The sequence below is a fragment of the Streptosporangium becharense genome (assembly GCF_014204985.1).
GTDB lineage: Bacteria > Actinomycetota > Actinomycetes > Streptosporangiales > Streptosporangiaceae > Streptosporangium > Streptosporangium becharense.
This window is the reverse complement of sequence record NZ_JACHMP010000001.1, coordinates 4,222,965-4,238,255: the sequence shown is the minus strand read 5'-3', so window position 1 is coordinate 4,238,255 and position 15,291 is coordinate 4,222,965. Positions and strand designations below refer to the sequence as shown.

The 15,291-nt window shown below is 69.0% G+C and carries 14 protein-coding genes, 5 tRNA genes and 1 pseudogene; 10 read left to right on the top strand and 10 right to left on the bottom strand.

The window, feature by feature from the left end; genetic code table 11:
• Positions 1–278 precede the first annotated feature (278 nt).
• The 4 genes from F4562_RS18740 to F4562_RS18725 all read right to left on the bottom strand — a co-directional run bounded on the left by F4562_RS18740 (position 279) and on the right by F4562_RS18725 (position 2,232).
• Positions 279–352, bottom strand: a tRNA-Phe gene (locus F4562_RS18740).
• Between the two features lie 28 nt (positions 353–380).
• Positions 381–455 (bottom strand) — tRNA-Asp (locus tag F4562_RS18735).
• Positions 456–565: 110 nt separating this feature from the next.
• Positions 566–638: transfer RNA gene (locus tag F4562_RS18730), tRNA-Glu, on the bottom strand.
• 91 nt (positions 639–729) lie between these two features.
• On the bottom strand, positions 730–2,232 hold the full coding sequence (locus F4562_RS18725) for a metallophosphoesterase family protein (RefSeq protein ID WP_184542967.1): 1,503 nt from the start codon (positions 2,230–2,232) through the stop codon (positions 730–732).
• A gap of 33 nt (positions 2,233–2,265) precedes the next feature.
• Between F4562_RS18725 and F4562_RS18720 the strand changes: the two genes are divergently transcribed.
• Both F4562_RS18720 and F4562_RS18715 read left to right on the top strand, forming a co-directional pair.
• The gene (locus F4562_RS18720) at positions 2,266–2,616 is read left to right on the top strand and encodes a metallopeptidase family protein (protein WP_221207257.1); all 351 of its coding nucleotides are present in this window, start codon (positions 2,266–2,268) and stop codon (positions 2,614–2,616) included.
• Between the two features lie 221 nt (positions 2,617–2,837).
• Positions 2,838–4,139: an MFS transporter gene (locus F4562_RS18715; RefSeq protein ID WP_184542971.1), complete on the top strand. Its 1,302-nt coding sequence runs from the start codon at positions 2,838–2,840 to the stop codon at positions 4,137–4,139.
• A 1-nt stretch (position 4,140) separates the two neighbouring features.
• Here the strand turns inward: F4562_RS18715 and F4562_RS18710 are convergent, their stop codons facing one another.
• A complete protein-coding gene (locus F4562_RS18710) occupies positions 4,141–4,644 on the bottom strand; it encodes a PspC domain-containing protein (protein ID WP_221207258.1) in 504 nt (167 codons plus the stop codon).
• Positions 4,645–4,763: 119 nt separating this feature from the next.
• Here F4562_RS18710 and F4562_RS18705 point away from each other — a divergent pair, with 119 nt between their 5' ends.
• Complete coding sequence (locus tag F4562_RS18705; RefSeq protein ID WP_184542973.1) at positions 4,764–5,921, top strand: acyl-CoA dehydrogenase family protein; 1,158 nt, start codon at positions 4,764–4,766, stop codon at positions 5,919–5,921.
• 142 nt (positions 5,922–6,063) lie between these two features.
• Here F4562_RS18705 and F4562_RS18700 read toward each other — a convergent pair whose 3' ends face one another.
• Positions 6,064–6,732, bottom strand: coding sequence for a 3'-5' exonuclease (locus F4562_RS18700; protein ID WP_184542975.1), 669 nt, complete (start codon positions 6,730–6,732; stop codon positions 6,064–6,066).
• Between the two features lie 116 nt (positions 6,733–6,848).
• On the opposite strand from F4562_RS18700, the gene F4562_RS18695 reads away from it, so the two are divergent.
• Positions 6,849–6,924: transfer RNA gene (locus tag F4562_RS18695), tRNA-Lys, on the top strand.
• Positions 6,925–7,146: 222 nt separating this feature from the next.
• On the opposite strand, the gene F4562_RS18690 is transcribed toward F4562_RS18695, so the two are convergent.
• Complete coding sequence (locus tag F4562_RS18690; RefSeq protein WP_184542977.1) at positions 7,147–7,428, bottom strand: integrase core domain-containing protein; 282 nt, start codon at positions 7,426–7,428, stop codon at positions 7,147–7,149.
• A 252-nt stretch (positions 7,429–7,680) separates the two neighbouring features.
• Between F4562_RS18690 and F4562_RS18685 the strand changes: the two are divergent.
• From F4562_RS18685 to F4562_RS18675, 3 genes and pseudogenes are all read left to right on the top strand, one after another.
• Positions 7,681–7,980: pseudogene (locus F4562_RS18685) on the top strand (type II toxin-antitoxin system RelE/ParE family toxin); the annotation flags it as partial.
• Positions 7,980–8,312, top strand: a complete 333-nt coding sequence (locus tag F4562_RS18680) for a helix-turn-helix domain-containing protein (protein ID WP_184542979.1) — start codon at positions 7,980–7,982, stop codon at positions 8,310–8,312. The pseudogene F4562_RS18685 and the gene F4562_RS18680, both read left to right, overlap by 1 nt.
• Positions 8,313–8,418: 106 nt before the next feature.
• Positions 8,419–8,527 (top strand) — tRNA-OTHER (locus F4562_RS18675).
• 264 nt (positions 8,528–8,791) lie between these two features.
• Here F4562_RS18675 and F4562_RS18670 read toward each other — a convergent pair.
• Entirely contained in the window at positions 8,792–9,679 is an 888-nt protein-coding gene (locus F4562_RS18670; protein WP_184542981.1) for an NAD-dependent epimerase/dehydratase family protein, read from the bottom strand.
• Positions 9,680–9,848: 169 nt separating this feature from the next.
• Here F4562_RS18670 and F4562_RS18665 point away from each other — a divergent pair, with 169 nt between their 5' ends.
• On the top strand, positions 9,849–10,703 hold the full coding sequence (locus tag F4562_RS18665; protein WP_184542983.1) for a helix-turn-helix transcriptional regulator: 855 nt from the start codon (positions 9,849–9,851) through the stop codon (positions 10,701–10,703).
• Between the two features lie 173 nt (positions 10,704–10,876).
• Entirely contained in the window at positions 10,877–11,326 is a 450-nt protein-coding gene (locus F4562_RS18660) for a helix-turn-helix transcriptional regulator (protein WP_184542985.1), read from the top strand.
• On the opposite strand, the gene F4562_RS18655 is transcribed toward F4562_RS18660, so the two are convergent.
• A complete protein-coding gene (locus F4562_RS18655) occupies positions 11,283–11,570 on the bottom strand; it encodes a hypothetical protein (RefSeq protein ID WP_184542987.1) in 288 nt (95 codons plus the stop codon). The two genes, F4562_RS18660 and F4562_RS18655, sit on opposite strands and share 44 nt — an antisense overlap.
• Positions 11,571–11,670: 100 nt before the next feature.
• Here F4562_RS18655 and F4562_RS18650 point away from each other — a divergent pair, with 100 nt between their 5' ends.
• Positions 11,671–14,061 carry an ATP-binding cassette domain-containing protein gene (locus tag F4562_RS18650; protein WP_184542989.1) on the top strand — a complete coding sequence of 797 codons (2,391 nt, stop codon included), beginning with the start codon at positions 11,671–11,673 and terminating at the stop codon, positions 14,059–14,061.
• Between the two features lie 312 nt (positions 14,062–14,373).
• Here F4562_RS18650 and F4562_RS18645 read toward each other — a convergent pair whose 3' ends face one another.
• Positions 14,374–14,982, bottom strand: coding sequence for a DUF6879 family protein (locus F4562_RS18645; RefSeq protein WP_184542991.1), 609 nt, complete (start codon positions 14,980–14,982; stop codon positions 14,374–14,376).
• Positions 14,983–15,291: the final 309 nt, after the last annotated feature.

Sequence of the window (15,291 nt, the reverse complement as noted above, 5' to 3'; positions counted from 1 at the left end):
CTCGACTGCTAGTCGAGTCGGGCCACTCTCTTCTCTGCTGTCGCTAGCGACACCGCTTACGAGTTGCAGGCATTTAGCGTAGCCCGAGCATGGGTCATCATGGAGCACGATGGAGCAACATGGTGCATGACGCAGCTGGATTTCACCCGTCAAGCCCCGTGTACGGCAGTGGAGCAGCCTCGGCCAGCGGTCGACGTTGCTGTCAGCGTTGCTGTCACCGAAGATCAAAAAAGCCCCGAACGATGATCGTTCGGGGCGTCTTCCCTGCTCAGTTGATGTGGTCAGGGGCGGGGTCGAACCGCCGACCTTCCGCTTTTCAGGCGGACGCTCGTACCGACTGAGCTACCTGACCTAGTTGGTGGATCGAACACCTACCAGAGCGGTCCTGACGGGACTTGAACCCGCGACCTCCACCTTGACAGGGTGGCGAGCACTCCAAACTGCTCTACAGGACCTTGTTTTCTTGACCGGGGTTTGTGGCCCCTGTCGTTCTTGCCTTGCTTAGCTTACCAGCTCTTCGGAGGTCTTCGACCTGCCGTTTCCCCGGTGAGCTTTCGCTCGGCCGTGCCCCCAACGGGATTCGAACCCGTGTCGCCGCCTTGAAAGGGCGGTGTCCTAGGCCACTAGACGATGGGGGCTCAGGACTTGCGTCCTGTTCCGTGCCGTCTTCCGTTGGAGACCTCTGAAGCATAGGGGACTTTTGCCCCGTTGCCAAAGCGGCTTTCCGGCTTACGGCGTCGGCGTGGCGCTGGCCGACCCCGCTGGAGACGGGGTGACCGTCGGCACAGGAGAAATTGTACGGCCAGGGTCGGCCTCAACGTGACGCTGGATCTGAACGGACTGCTCACCGAGCCCTCCCAGGGTGATGTCGTCCCAGGCCCGCAGGCGGTGCGTGGCGCGGTCGAAGTACAGGACGGAGGCCGCGACGGGGGTGGGTTCGTCGTGTTCGAGGGCCCGCAGCCCGGCGCCGCCGGTGGAGCCCTGGACCAGGACGCGGGTGCCGGAGGGGAGCAGTTCGGTGGAGCGCTCGTGGGAGTGTCCGGTCAGGACCATGGGGACGGCGCCGGAGAAGCCCTTGGCGATCGTCGGATCGTGCACGGCGACCAGATCGACAGGCTCGGTCTCCTGCGCCAGCCCGGCGGCGTGGGAACGGCCCAGCGCCTCCAGGGAGGCGAGGTCGGAGTCGACGGGGACGGACTTGTCAGGGGTGAACCTGGGGTCGCCGAGGCCGTAGATGCGCAGCCCGGCCACGGTCTGGGCGGCCCCGTCGAGCACGACGGCCCCCTTCTGCTTCGCCACGGCCCGCTGGGTGGCCTTGGAGTCGTGGTTGCCCCGCACGAAGACGTACGGCACGCCGAAGGTGCCGATCTCCTCGACGAACCTGTCCTCGGGACCGGTGCCGTGGTCGGTCAGATCACCGGTGTCGATGATCAGGTCGATCTCGAACTGGGCGGTCACGGAGCGGATGAGGTTCCATCCGATGGGGTTGAGATGGATGTCGGAGACGTGCAGCACCCGGATGGAGGTGGGGTCCGCGTCGTAGACCGGCAGCGAGGAGACCGTGTCGTACAGCTGGGAGACGTTGTTCACGATCTTGGCAAGCTGGACCCGGTATGACTCGAACCTGGTCACGATCGACTCGGCGTCGCCGACCAGGGACGGCGCGCCCGCCAGCAGGCCGGTGTACTTCGGCTCCACCACGGAGTCGGGCCGGAAGGTGAGGGCCGTGGCCGCGCCTGTGCCGGCCATGGCCACGGCGACGCTCAGCATGCCCGCCAGGGCGGGTCCCGGGCGCCGGAAGACCACGAGGGCGACGACCAGGGCGCCCGCCAGGCCGCAGAAGCCGGCGCGCAGCGCCATCGTCCTGACGCCCTCGCCCAGTTCCTCCTCCAGGAGCCGGGGCAGCCGGTCGGCGGAGAACTGCGGATCGTCGAGGAATCCGCGAGCCCGGTCGGGGTTGATGTTCTCCAGGGTCACCCGCAGGCCGACGGGGGCGTCATGGGTGTCGAACAGAAGCGTGCCGAAAGGGTGAGCGTCGACGACGGTCTCACCCGTCCAGGAGGGCTCGGCCGCCATGCCCAGCTCGACCGGGCCGACCGTGCTGCGGATGGAGCCGCCCAGCACGATGCCGAGCCAGGCCCCGGCGATGGCGACGGCGACGACCGCCACGCCGCGCGCGATCCGCCCCGTGGCGAAGCGCCGGGCCCCCTTGGTCCACCTGCCGATGTTCATGCGCCTCCACTCCTACCCGGAACACGGGGCAGAATGACGGGTGTGATCGAGGTCTCGCGGGAGAAGTTCGAAGAGCTCGTGGCCGAAGCGCTGGACACGATCCCTCCCGAGCTGACGAAAGTCATGGACAACGTGGTCGTGGTGGTCGTCGACGACCCACCCGAGCCAGATCTCCTCGGTCTTTACACGGGCATTCCGCTCACCGAACGGGGTGAGTGGTACGCAGGAGTGTTACCCGACCGGATCGAGATCTACCGCAACCCCATCTGCTCGATCTGCGAGACCGAGGAGGACGTCGTCGAGGAGGTGCAGATAACCGTCGTGCACGAAATCGCCCACCATTTCGGCATAGACGACGATCGTCTGCACGAGCTTGGCTGGTGACCGGCCGCTCCGGCTCCGGCTTGCTCCCGAGCTTGGCTGGTGACCGGTCGCTCGGCTCGGGCTTGCTGCGCCATGACTTTTCCTGGCCGAAATATCGCCACATACCGCTACAGCTTGCAGCCGTTTGATTGCTTCGGGTTGCACGCGGGGCTCCCAGCGGGCACCGTAGGTTACACATCGAACACCTACAGTCAATGTGCCTGCGAACTCAGCGGAGTCCTATGGCGGCCACCAAGTCCGGCCGGCTACCCGGGCGGCACCGCCGCCCTGCCGAACGCCAAGCAACCTACGGCGAGGTCATCGCCCTCGGGGAGTTTCGCGCGCTCTGGCTCGGCCAAGGGCTTTCCCTCCTCGGCGACCAACTCTCCCGGGTGGCGTTGTCCGTCCTGGTATTCGAACGGACGGACTCCCCCCTGGCCACGGCGTCGGTCTACGCGCTGACCTACCTGCCACCGATCATCGGCGGACCGCTGCTGGCCGGTCTCGCCGACCGCTACGCGCGGCGGCGGATCATGATCGCCTGTGATCTGCTCCGCGCTCTCCTGGTCGCGCTCATGGCGATCCCCGGCACGTCGTTCCCCGTGCTGTGCGCGCTGGTCTTCTGCGTGGTGCTGCTCAGCGCGCCGTTCTCGGCGGCCCGGGCCGCCCTGCTTCCGGAGCTCCTGGAAGGAGACCGCTACGTCGCGGGATCCGCCCTGCAGAACATGACCAACCAGGGCGCCCAGATGCTGGGCTTCGCCGCCGGTGGAGCACTGATCATGGCGATGGGCCCGTACCGCGCGTTGGCCCTGGACGCGGTGACCTTCCTGCTCTCGGCCCTCATCATCGTCTTCGGGGTGCGCCGGCGTCCCGCGCCGGCTCAGGCCGACGGCGGACGGCCGTCGATGTGGATGATGACCCGCGCCGGCGCCCGGCTGGTCTTCGGCGACCGGCGGCTGCGGACCCTGGTGCTCATCGCCTGGCTGTGCGGCTTCTACGTGCTTCCCGAGGGGATCGCCACCCCCTACGCCGCCGCGCTGACCGGTGGTGACGACGCGCAGCGGATCTCGCTCGTCACCGGTCTGCTGATGGGGGCGATGCCGACCGGAACCGTTGTCGGCGCCTTCCTGTTCAGCCGTTACGTCAGCCCGTCGGGCCGGCTGCGGATGATGGGCTGGATGGCGATGCTGACCTGTGCGCCGCTGGTGCTGTGCGCGCTGCGGCCACCGCTCACCGTGGTGCTGGTGCTGTGGTTCCTCTCCGGCGTCGGAGGGGCCTACCAGCTCGCGGCCAACGCCGCGTTCGTGCAGTGCGTCCCCGCCGAGCAACGGGGACAGGCCTTCGGTCTCGTGCAGTCGGGCCTGCTCGCCTCCCAGGGGCTCGGGATCCTCGTCGGAGGGGCCGCGGCCGACCACCTCGGCCCCGAGCTCGTGGTGGCGCTGGCCGGCGCGGCCGGGCTCACCGTGGCGGCCGCGCTGGCCGCGCTCTGGAGACGGTGCCGCCGGGAGGTCATCGAGAGGGTCCGCGCGGAGGCGCCCCTCTGACTCACGCCCGGGAGCGGTGGTCGTCGTCGCCCACGGCCGTGTCGTACGGCGCCGCGGGAGCGGGGTGCTGCGAACCCGGAGCGGAGTAGTACGAGCCGGTGGCGGGGTTCTGCGGGAACGGCTCCTGGTGGGTCGGGTAGTTCGGGGCCTGGTTGGCCGGGTGGTTCGGGGCCTGCGGGTGCGAGGCGCGGTACTGGCTGGTGGCCTTGGCCCAGCCCTGCTCCGCCTTGGCCTTGGCGTCCAGCCAGACCGGGTTGTCCTTGTTCTTGTCGATCAGGTCCTGGAGCAGTGACCGGTTCTTGTCCTCCTCGGGCAGGACCAGCCAGCCGATGGCGTAGATCGCCACGCCGAGCCCCCCGAAGAAGGTGGCGATGGCGAGGACCGCCCGGATGACGTTGGGGTCGACGCCGACGTAGCGGCCGAGGCCCGCGGCGACACCCGCGATGACCCGTCCGTCCCTGGTCCTGCGGAGCTGCTTGATGCCGGAGAAGTCGTTTTCGTTCATGTCTTCAGCCTGCCCGAACGGCGCTTTCCATCACATCGGGATTCCCCCTGGCACGACCCTGACATGCACCCCGTGCAGCCCGGCAATACCCTGACAGGGCCGACGAGAGAGGAACACCCATGGACGACCTCCTGCGCATCGACGACACGCTCTCCGAGGAGCAGCGCCTCATCCGTGACACCGTCCGGGGCTTCGTCTCCGACCGGGTCCTCCCCCACGTCGGCGACTGGTTCGAGGAGGCGGTCTTCCCCGCCCGCGAGCTCGGCCCGGCGCTCGGCTCGCTCGGCGTGCTGGGCATGCACCTGGACGGGTACGACTGCGCGGGCCTGGACGCCGTCTCGTACGGCGTCGCCTGCCGGGAACTGGAGGCGGGAGACTCCGGGCTGCGGTCGTTCGTGTCCGTGCAGGGGTCGCTGGCGATGTTCCCCATCTGGAAGTACGGCTCCACCGAGCAGAAGCAGGAGTGGCTGCCCCGGATGGCCGCGGGCGAGGCGATCGGCTGCTTCGGCCTGACCGAACCCGACCACGGCTCCGACCCGGCGGGCATGCGCACCCACGCCAAGCAGGACCCGTCGGGCGACTGGATCCTCAACGGCGCCAAAATGTGGATCACCAACGGCTCGATCGCCGACGTCGCCGTGGTCTGGGCACAGACCGAGGAGGGCATCCGCGGCTTCGTGGTCCCCACCGACACCCCGGGTTTCTCCGCCCCGGAGATCCACAAGAAGATGTCCCTGCGCGCCTCGGTGACCTCCTCCCTGTACTTCGATGACGTCCGCCTGCCCGCCTCGGCCGTGCTGCCCGGGGTGCGTGGCCTGAAGGGCCCCCTGTCGTGCCTCACGGAGGCCCGCTTCGGCATCCTGTGGGGCGTCGTGGGCGCCGCCCGCGCCTGCCTGGAGTCGGCCGTCGACTACGCCAAGACCCGCGTCCAGTTCGGCAGGCCCATCGGCGCGTTCCAGCTGACCCAGGAGAAGCTCGCCTGGATGTACGTCGCCCTGGGGCAGTCCCAGCTCACCGCGCTCCACCTGGGCCGGTTGAAGGACGCCGGCACCCTCACCCCGCGCCAGGTCAGCTTCGGCAAGCTCGCCAACGTCCGCGCTGCCCTCGACATCGCCCGCCAGGCGCGGTCCGTCCTGGGCGGCAACGGCATCACGCTGGAGTACCCGGTGATCCGGCACATGAACAACCTGGAGAGCGTCCTGACGTACGAGGGGACGCAGGAGATCCACACGCTGGTGCTGGGCGAGGCCCTGACCGGCATCGCCGCCTACCGCTGACGACGGGACCGCGGCGGCCCGCTGATTTCTCCCGTGTCGCCGTGGCCCGGCGGTTTCCCCGGCGCTCCCGCGGCCCGGCGGGCTCCCGACCTTCCCCCGGCCCGGCAGGCCTCCCAACGCTCCGGCGGCCCAGCGGGCTCCTCTACCGCCGTCGGTGGGCGGGCCGCTGCGGCAGCCCCGAGGGACGCCACTCGGGGGCCTGGGCCGCCCTGCGGAGCTCGTCGTCCCAACAGGCACCCGCCCTCAGGTAGAAACGGAACAGCTCGGCGGTGGCCCGGGCGTCCTCCAGCGCGGCGTGGGCATCGACGAGCGGGATGCCCGCCCGCTCGCAGCAGGCGGCCAGGGTCACCTTCTCGCCGGGGACGAAGTCCGAGGCGAGCCGCCGGGTGCACAAGGTCTCGGTCACCCAGTGGCTGCCCGGGAGATCACGCAGGAACCGCAGGTCGAAGGGGGCGTTGTGCGCCACCAGGACCCGTCCGGCGACCCGCTGCCACACCTCGTCCAGCACCTCCTCGATCACCGGGGCGTCCCGGACCATCGCGTCGGTGATGCCGTGGACCTCCACCGCTCCGGTACCGCGCCGGGGGTTGACCAACGAGTGCCACTCGTCGACGGTCTCACCGCGGGCGTCCAGCGAGACGAGAGCGATCTCACAGATCCGGTGCCCCCTCGACGGGGAGAAGCCCGTGGTCTCCACGTCGACCACGACGTATCCTCCTCCGGCGGACTCCCCCGGCTCCCGCGCGGGCGGCTGAGAACCGTGGACGGACACCTGGAGAGCATGTGCGGACTCAAGCCCCGAGCTCGTCATGCCTGCCACTCTATGAGCCGTCCGCCCCCTCCATTCGCCGTTCCGCGAACAGATGACCATCGATGGATATGGCGGCGGACGCCGGTGGACACTATCCTCGGTACGCTGTCACCTGCGGGGCGTTAGCTCAATGGTTAGAGCTGCGGACTTTTAATCCGTAGGTTCTGGGTTCGAGTCCCAGGCGCCCTACCACTCATACCCCGTCTGACCTGCGCTTTCTCGGGCCAGGCGGGGTCTTCACGTTGAGCAGGCCGCCGATGTTTGCTCGCGAGCACGGGCCGGGCACACGGAAGATCGTTCAGGGTCGCTTCTTCAGGTCAGGCCCGGAGACGATCACCGGAAGGCCAAGACCGAAGACCTGTACTGCTTCAACACTCATCGCATAGCTCTTGAACTGGGAGTTCTCTGGAGCCGCTATGCGGCTCGGTGGTATTCGTTGATCAGCCCGCTGAGCACCTTCCAGCGTTCGATCCGGCCTTCCAGCGGTATGGCGGCCTGCTCATCGTGATCGGGTGGCCGCTGCGCGCGGGACTGGTGCGGCCGGTGGCCGTTGTAGTGATCGGCGTACTCGGCCAGCACCGAACGCAGGTGCCGTTCGCCGTGGATCAGCATGCGGTCGGTAGGACCGGTGCGGCCGATGACCGGTGCAGCGGTCGGCATACCCGACCAGGCCGAGGGCAGATCTGGCCCGCTCATGACCGAGCACACACGCCGAGCATGGAGCCGGGATGACCTCCTGACATTGGGGAGTCGTCGACGGTCAGACCGTCGCGCTGGCGGGCAGGCCGTCCGGCGGCCACGGACAGGGCCTCGCCTCCATGAAAGTTCCCGCAACAGCACTGAAACTATATAAGGATCCGTTATATTGGCTGTATGGCCTGGGAGATCACACTGCACACCGAAGTGAACGCCTGATTCCTCGACGTCTGCAAGAACGACCCGGCCACCGCGGAGAAGATCGAGGAAGCGCTGGACGAGCTCGCCCTGCAGGGTCCGAAGCTCGGCCGTCCGCTGGTCGACCGGATCCACCACTCCCGCGTCCTGCACAACCTCAAGGAACTGCGGCCCCGGGTGCCGGGCGGCGCGGAGATCCGCCTACTGTTCGTCTTCGATCCCACCCGGGAGGCCATCGTGCTGGTCGCCGGCGACAAAGCAGGGGAATGGAACCGGTGGTACCGCACGGCGATCCCCTTGGCGGAGGAACGCTACGCCGCATACCGCGTCGAGCAGGAGAAGGAGGAGCGCTGATGAGCGAGTTCGTGAAGTGGTCCGACACCAAGTCCAAGATCCGTGAGATCGACCCCGAGTGGGACTCCCCCGAGCGCGTCGCCGCCCGAGAGGCCAGCCGTGAGCAGCTCCGGGCGGAACTGCGCGGCACCCAGCTCGCCGAGATGCGCAAACGCCTGGGCATCTCCCAGAAGCTCCTGGCCGAACGCATGGGCGTCTCCCAGGCGCGCGTGTCCCAGATCGAGCACGGCCAGATCGGCGGCCTGGACGCCCTGCGTTCCTACGTCACCGCTCTGGGCGGCACGCTGGACGTGGTGGCCGACTTCGGCGACCACACCGTCAAGGTCGCCTGAACCATCCCTGCAGGTAGGCGATGGTCAAGGGCCCATGTTTGCTCGGTGGTCGCTCGTCTGTCGCGGTACGGCCCGGCACGCGGTGGCATCATCCGACAGACCGGCGGGGACGCTGGCGGACAGAATGGTACGAGATGACAGGTCACGGCATCGGACGGCAGTGAACCCGTCGGCTTTTAATCCGTAGGTTCTGGGTTCGATTCCCAGGCGCCCTACTAGCGGCCTCCTTGACCAGGGGGTTCTTGCTTTTCCGGGGCTTCTTGGAATCCATAGGGGTCATGTTGATCTTCGGGAAGATCGAAGGGAGACCGCCGGTTCCGGGTTCCTCCCAAGCCGCGGTGCCAGGCCGGCAGGGTGCCAGGCGTCACCAGCCGGTGAGCCCGCAGCCTGGGCGACAGGAACCGTGCCAGGGCGGCCAGGATCGCTCGGCCGGCGGCGAAAACCAGCGTCCCGGCGGCTCGGGCCGGCCCGAGCCCGGTTCAGGTGGAGGCCTGGACGTAGGAACCGGAGGTCAGCTCGTCGAGCAGGTTCGGCGACGTGGGGTTCCAGCCGAACAGCCGCCGTGCCTTGGCGGAGTCCAGCGGCGACGAACGGGTGAGCAGGGCGGCGACCGGTCCCATCGTCTCGGCCGCCTGCTCGGGGGTGACGGACACGGCACGAGCTCCGGCCGCCGCGGCGACGGCCTCGACGATCCCGCGCATGGGGGTCCGCTCGGCCCCGGCGGCGTTCACGACCGTCCTAGGCGAACGACGCGCCAGCACGGCCGTGTACAGCGCGGCGAGGTCGTCGACGTGGACCGACGACCACTCGTTGGTTCCCTCGCCGATGTAGGCGACCATGCCCTGCTGCCGGGCGGAGGCCAGCAGGCCCTGCAACAGCCCCGACCCGGCCCGGCCGTAGACGAGCCCCGCCCGGATCACCGTGCCCGCGACGTGACCGGCGCCCAAGACCTGCCGTTCACCGAGGATCTTGAAGGGCTGCGGACCGTGCGGGTCGACCGGGTGCTCCTCGTCCACCGTGACGCCCTGGGTGTCCGGGTAGACCAGAGCGGTGCTGGTGTAGAGGAACGCAGCCCCCTCCTTCAGCCCGTCCAGCATCGAGTGCAGAGCGTCACGCTCGATGTCCCCCATGCCGGCGTCGAAGTAGTCCACCGCGGTGTGCACGACGGCGTCGACGTCGGCGGCTCCCGCGCGCAGGACGTCCAGGTCCCGCAACCCGCCGGGCACCGCCTTGGCGCCCAGCGCCTCGACCCGTTCGCGGGCCCGGTCCGACCGGGCCAGGGCGACCACCTCGTGGCCGGCCCGGACCAGGTGCTCGGTGACGACGCCACCGACATAGCCGCTCGCTCCGGTGATGAAGATACGCATGCTTCACGCTGCCTTTCCGCAGTGAGTTGTCCGACGGACGGGCGGACGTCTCCGGGACCGGCCCGGGTGCCCACCGTCCGGCGACCTCACTGTCGCCCGGACCGGTCCCGCGCAGCCAGGGACCGGGAGTCCATGGCTGAGGTCCCGCGCGGGACATAGCGTGGGGCATATGGACAGACGAGCCTTGGCGGATTTCCTGCGCAACAAGCGGGCACAGGTCAGTCCGGCGGACGTGGGCCTGCCCCAGGGGCACCGCCGGCGCACCCCGGGCCTGCGGCGCGAGGAGGTCGCCCAGCTCGCCTACATCTCGGTCGACCACTACACGCGACTGGAGCAGGCACGCGGCCGGCACCCGTCACGGCGCGTCCTCGGCGGCATCACCCGCGCGCTGCGCCTCACCGACCAGGAGCGTGCCCGCCTGTTCCAGCTCGCCGGAGAGAGGGAGGAGAACGAGGCGGCCGGACCGGTACGCGAGGTGCAGCCGAGCACGCTGAACCTGATCGACCGGCTGACCGACACCGCCGCGATCGTCGTCGATCCCACCTGCCGCGTCCTGGCCTGGAATCCGCTGGCCGCGGCCCTGCTGGAGGACTTCTCCGCCCTGGCTCCCGGCCAGGAGCGCAACCTCATCCGGCGCTACTTCCTGCACCCGGACCCGGAGTTGCGGCACTACGGCATGGGCGCCTCCGATCGATTCGCCGTCACGGCGGTCAGCTACCTGCGCATGGCGGCCACCCGTTACCCCGACAGCTCGGAACTGAAGAACCTGGTGGCGGAACTGGTGGCCGGCAGCGAGGACTTCGCCCGCCTGTGGGAATCCCACCAGTTCCGCATCGACCGTCACCTGCGGCAGACCGTGCGGCATTCACAGGTCGGAGTGATCGAGCTGGACTTCGACGTCCTCACCGTGCCCGACCAGGAGCAGCAGGTGGTCATCTTCACCGCCGACCCCGAATCCCCCGCCTACCGGTCCCTGCAGTTGCTGAAGGTCATCGGCACCCAGCGCATGACCGTCGAGAGCTGACCGCCCAGCGGGTGCCCGACCGGCGCCTTCGCCCCTTGCCCCTTGCCCCTGCACGGCCGCGTACGTGGTGCACCGCTGTACCGTGTCAAAACCCAGCGTATGGATGCCGATCTTCCGCAGGGTCCGGTACGCCGGCGGCGCCGGGAGCTCCGGCGCGACGTACGATCTGGCATGTGACCAGCAGACCCGCCTCGGCGCAGCACCTGAGCGACCTCGCGCGGCTGCGCCGTGTCCGTGACCGGATCGACCGGGAGTACGCGCAGCCGCTGGACGTCGAGGCGCTCGCCCGCGGCGCGCACATGTCGGCCGGGCACCTCAGCCGCCGGTTCCGGCTGGCCTACGGCGAGTCGCCGTACGCCTATCTGATGACGCGGCGCATCGAGCGCGCGATGGCGCTGCTGCGCCGCGGCGACCTCAGCGTCACCGAGGTCTGCTTCGCGGTCGGCTGCTCGTCGCTGGGCACCTTCAGCACCCGCTTCACCGAGCTGGTCGGCATGTCGCCCAGCGCCTACCGGCGTCAGGCGGCGCGTGCGACGGAGGGGATGCCGTCGTGCGTGGCGAAGCAGGTGACCAGACCGATCAGGAATCGAGAAGCGCCGGTCGCCGAGCCGCACCTAGCCTGATGGCTATGGACCTCGCCATCCCCACACGATCTTCCTCCCGCACGACGACCCGGACGCCTTCCTGGCCTTCCGTGATCCCGCGGGCGACCTGATCCGGATCCAGGAGCTTCGCTGAACCGTCCGGTGACGCGGCCACGAGCCGCACCGGCGGCACCGTGACCGCCGCCATCAACTGCACCGGCGGCACCGTGACCGCAACCACGACCTGCCCGAACGGCACCGTGATCGCCGCCATCAGCCGCACCGGCGGCACCGTGAAGGAACCCGCGTACGACGGACAGCCCGCGCCGGGGTGACACCGGCGGAGACCGCGAAGGCTGCCCCGCCCCACAGATGGAGACCCGATGAGCAAGGCCACGAGGACGGACACGCAGTCCCCCGTGCCGTACGCCGCCGAAAGCCACGACCTGATCCGCGTGCACGGTGCGCGTGTGAACAACCTCAGGGACGTCAGCGTCGAGATCCCGAAACGCCGGCTGACGGTGTTCACCGGCGTCTCCGGCTCGGGCAAGAGCTCGCTGGTGTTCGGCACGATCGCCGCGGAGTCGCAGCGGCTGATCAATGAGACCTACAGCGCCTTCGTGCAGGGCTTCATGCCGACGCCGGCGCGGCCGGAGGTCGACGTCCTCGAAGGGCTGACGACCGCGATCATCGTCGACCAGCAGCGGATGGGTGCCGACCCCCGCTCCACGGTCGGCACCGCCACCGACGCCAACGCGATGCTGCGCATCCTCTTCAGCCGGCTCGGGCAGCCGCACATCGGTTCGCCCCAGGCGTTCTCCTTCAACGTCCCCACGGTCCGGGCGAGCGGTGCGATCACGGTCGAACGCGGTGCCCGCAAGACCGAGAGGGCGACCTTCACCCGCGTCGGCGGCATGTGCACGCGCTGCGAGGGCCGGGGCACGGTCTCCGACATCGACCTCTCCCAGCTCTACGACGACTCCAAGTCGCTCGCCGAGGGTGCGTTCACCATCCCCGGCTGGAAGTCGGACAGCTTCTGGACGGTGCGGGTCTACGCCGAGTCGGGCTTCGTCGACCCGGACAAGCCCATCCGCGACTACACCGAGAAGGAGCTCCGCGACTTCCTCTACGGGGAGCCGGTCAAGGTGAAGGTCGACGGCGTCAACCTCACCTACGAGGGGCTCATCCCGAAGATCCAGAAGTCGTTCCTCTCCAAGGACCGGGAGGCGATGCAGCCGCACATCCGGGCCTTCGTGGACCGGGCGGTCACCTTCACCACCTGCCCCGGATGCGACGGCACCCGGCTCAGTGAGGAGGCCCGTTCCTCACGGATCAAGGGCGTCAACATCGCCGACGCCTGCGCGATGCAGATCAGCGAACTGGCCGGATGGGTCCGCGGTCTCGACGAGCCGTCGGTGGCGCCGCTGCTCGCCACGCTGCTGCGCACCCTCGACTCGTTCGTGGAGATCGGGCTGGGCTACCTCTCACTCGACCGGCCGGCGGGCACGCTGTCGGGCGGCGAGGCGCAGCGCACCAAGATGATCCGTCACCTCGGCTCCCCGCTCACCGACACCACCTACGTCTTCGACGAGCCCACCGTCGGCCTGCACCCCCATGACATCCAGCGGATGAACGAGCTGCTGCTGCGGCTGCGGGACAAGGGGAACACGGTGCTCGTCGTCGAGCACAAGCCGGAGATGATCGCGATCGCCGACCACGTCGTCGACCTCGGTCCCGGCGCCGGTACGGCGGGCGGCACCGTCTGCTACGAGGGGACCGTCGAGGGCCTGCGGGCCTCCGGCACCGTCACCGGCCGCCACCTCGACGACCGGGCCACCCTCAAGGAAACGGTCCGCGTCCCCAAGGGCACTCTGGAGATCCGCGGCGCCACCCGCCACAACCTCCGGAACGTCGACGTCGACATCCCGCTCGGCGTGCTCTGTGTCGTCACGGGCGTCGCCGGCTCCGGGAAGAGCTCTCTCGTGCACGGCTCCATCCCCGCCTCCGCGGGGGTCGTGTCGGTCGACCAGGCGCCCATCCGCGGCTCGCGACGGAGCAACCCGGCGACCTACACCGGGTTGCTCGACCCGATCCGCAAGGCGTTCGCGAAGGCCAACGGCGTGAAGCCGGGGCTGTTCAGCTCCAACTCCGAGGGGGCCTGCCCCGACTGCAACGGCGCCGGCGTCGTCTACACCGACCTGGCGATGATGGCCGGTGTCGCCACCACCTGCGAGGAGTGCGAGGGGAAGCGGTTCCAGGCGTCGGTGCTGGACCATCGCCTCGGCGGTCGTGACATCAGCGAGGTGCTCGCGATGTCGGTGACCGAGGCCGGGGAGTTCTTCGGCGCCGGTGAGGCGCGGATCCCCGCCGCGCACGCGATCCTGACCCGGCTCGCCGACGTCGGGCTCGGCTACCTCAGCCTCGGCCAGCCGCTCACCACGCTGTCCGGCGGCGAGCGGCAGCGGCTCAAGCTGGCCGTCCACATGGCCGGGAAGGGCGGCGTCTACGTCCTCGACGAGCCGACCGCCGGCCTGCACCTCGCCGACGTCGAACAGTTGCTCGGCCTGCTCGACCGGCTCGTCGACTCCGGTACGTCGGTCATCGTCGTCGAGCACCACCAGGCGGTCATGGCGCACGCCGACTGGATCATCGACCTCGGCCCCGGTGCCGGCCACGACGGCGGCCGGATCGTCTTCGAGGGCACGCCCGCCGATCTCGTCGCCGCCCGCTCCACCCTCACCGGTGAGCACTTGGCGGCCTACGTCGGCGCCTGATCGAGGCCCTCGTGGCCCCCTCCGCCACGGGGACCGGGTCGGGCCATACGGCATGGACTCGCGAGGGTGACCCGCTTGGTACTCGACGCTCCACACGTCCACCGAAACGCGCACGTCGCTCTCACTGCGCGTGTCGACGACGGCGAGTCGCAGGACGCGATCCGCCCGGGAGAAGATCATGGACGCGGTGACCGTGGCGGCGCCACCACGCGGTGGCCCACATCATTTCGACCGCGGCCACGAGACCGAGCCGACCGATGATTCACCCGTTCCCGTCCCGGCGAGTTCCGAAAGCGTGGAACCCGACTGCGCTCAAGGCACGAGCCGGGGAGGGGGCAGCGGCGTGACGACGCGATCGAAGTACTCCACGAGATCTTCAGCCCGCTCGTACAGCGACGCGAATACGGGAAGGCAGGGCTCGATCACGTCCGGCTCGGTGATGCGACGCCCGCCGGTATGGACGCCCTCGCGATCGTAGAGCACCTCATACATGAGCGACGGGCCGAACGCCACGAGTTCCGGCACGGGATGACCGGTCTCGAAGTCGGTCACGGCCGACGCCGGAACGACCCTGCCGCGCTCACCCTCCTGCGCGCGGACCCTGAGAACGGCGAGCTCCCAGTGAACATAGGGCGATATCGGTTCCTCGACCACGCGTATCCGGCGGAATTCGATGCGTTCCGGGTGGTCGGCGGCGAATTCCTGACGCATGTCCTCCATCAGGGCGAGGGAACGATCCCAGTCGCCACGGGCGAACGCCTCCCAGCTCGGCAGACCCCTCTCGTCGAAGTGCTGCGCGCGCTCCAGCTTCCAGACGACTCCAGTCTTCGCCTCGAATTCGGTGACGAAATCAGCACGATATTCCTTGGCGGACATGACCACACCCGGAGCTTTCCTGACGCGATCGAACACATTTTTCATCAAAAATCCCTCATACCATGCGAGGATGTCCGGACAGGATGACCGACGTTCCTGGACAGGATTTCAAAGGCTGATTCTTTTCCGCCGCCTCCACTGTGACGTCACGGGCACTTCCCCCTGTCTTGACACGGGGATTCTCCAGGCGACAGGGAGCGTACTCCGGATTTCTCCGGTGGCGTGGAGAGGGGAACGGCGTGGCCTCGGCGGGTCGCGGATGATGATCGTGTGTGACCGTGATGCTCGCCACGCCGGCCCTGACCGGCCCCATCAGGTTCTGCCCGGATCACCCGCCACCCGCGTCACGGGGGC

What these genes read in the sequence shown, in the direction of transcription:
- F4562_RS18725 (WP_184542967.1), bottom strand. Translation starts at nt 2,232, where the DNA reads ATGAACATCGGCAGGTGGACCAAGGGGGCCCGGCGCTTCGCCACGGGG.
- F4562_RS18720 (WP_221207257.1), top strand. Translation starts at nt 2,266, where the DNA reads ATGACGGGTGTGATCGAGGTCTCGCGGGAGAAGTTCGAAGAGCTCGTG.
- F4562_RS18715 (WP_184542971.1), top strand. Translation starts at nt 2,838, where the DNA reads ATGGCGGCCACCAAGTCCGGCCGGCTACCCGGGCGGCACCGCCGCCCT.
- F4562_RS18710 (WP_221207258.1), bottom strand. Translation starts at nt 4,644, where the DNA reads ATGAACGAAAACGACTTCTCCGGCATCAAGCAGCTCCGCAGGACCAGG.
- F4562_RS18705 (WP_184542973.1), top strand. Translation starts at nt 4,764, where the DNA reads ATGGACGACCTCCTGCGCATCGACGACACGCTCTCCGAGGAGCAGCGC.
- F4562_RS18700 (WP_184542975.1), bottom strand. Translation starts at nt 6,732, where the DNA reads ATGACGAGCTCGGGGCTTGAGTCCGCACATGCTCTCCAGGTGTCCGTC.
- F4562_RS18690 (WP_184542977.1), bottom strand. Translation starts at nt 7,428, where the DNA reads ATGAGCGGGCCAGATCTGCCCTCGGCCTGGTCGGGTATGCCGACCGCT.
- F4562_RS18680 (WP_184542979.1), top strand. Translation starts at nt 7,980, where the DNA reads ATGAGCGAGTTCGTGAAGTGGTCCGACACCAAGTCCAAGATCCGTGAG.
- F4562_RS18670 (WP_184542981.1), bottom strand. Translation starts at nt 9,679, where the DNA reads ATGCGTATCTTCATCACCGGAGCGAGCGGCTATGTCGGTGGCGTCGTC.
- F4562_RS18665 (WP_184542983.1), top strand. Translation starts at nt 9,849, where the DNA reads ATGGACAGACGAGCCTTGGCGGATTTCCTGCGCAACAAGCGGGCACAG.
- F4562_RS18650 (WP_184542989.1), top strand. Translation starts at nt 11,671, where the DNA reads ATGAGCAAGGCCACGAGGACGGACACGCAGTCCCCCGTGCCGTACGCC.
- F4562_RS18645 (WP_184542991.1), bottom strand. Translation starts at nt 14,982, where the DNA reads ATGAAAAATGTGTTCGATCGCGTCAGGAAAGCTCCGGGTGTGGTCATG.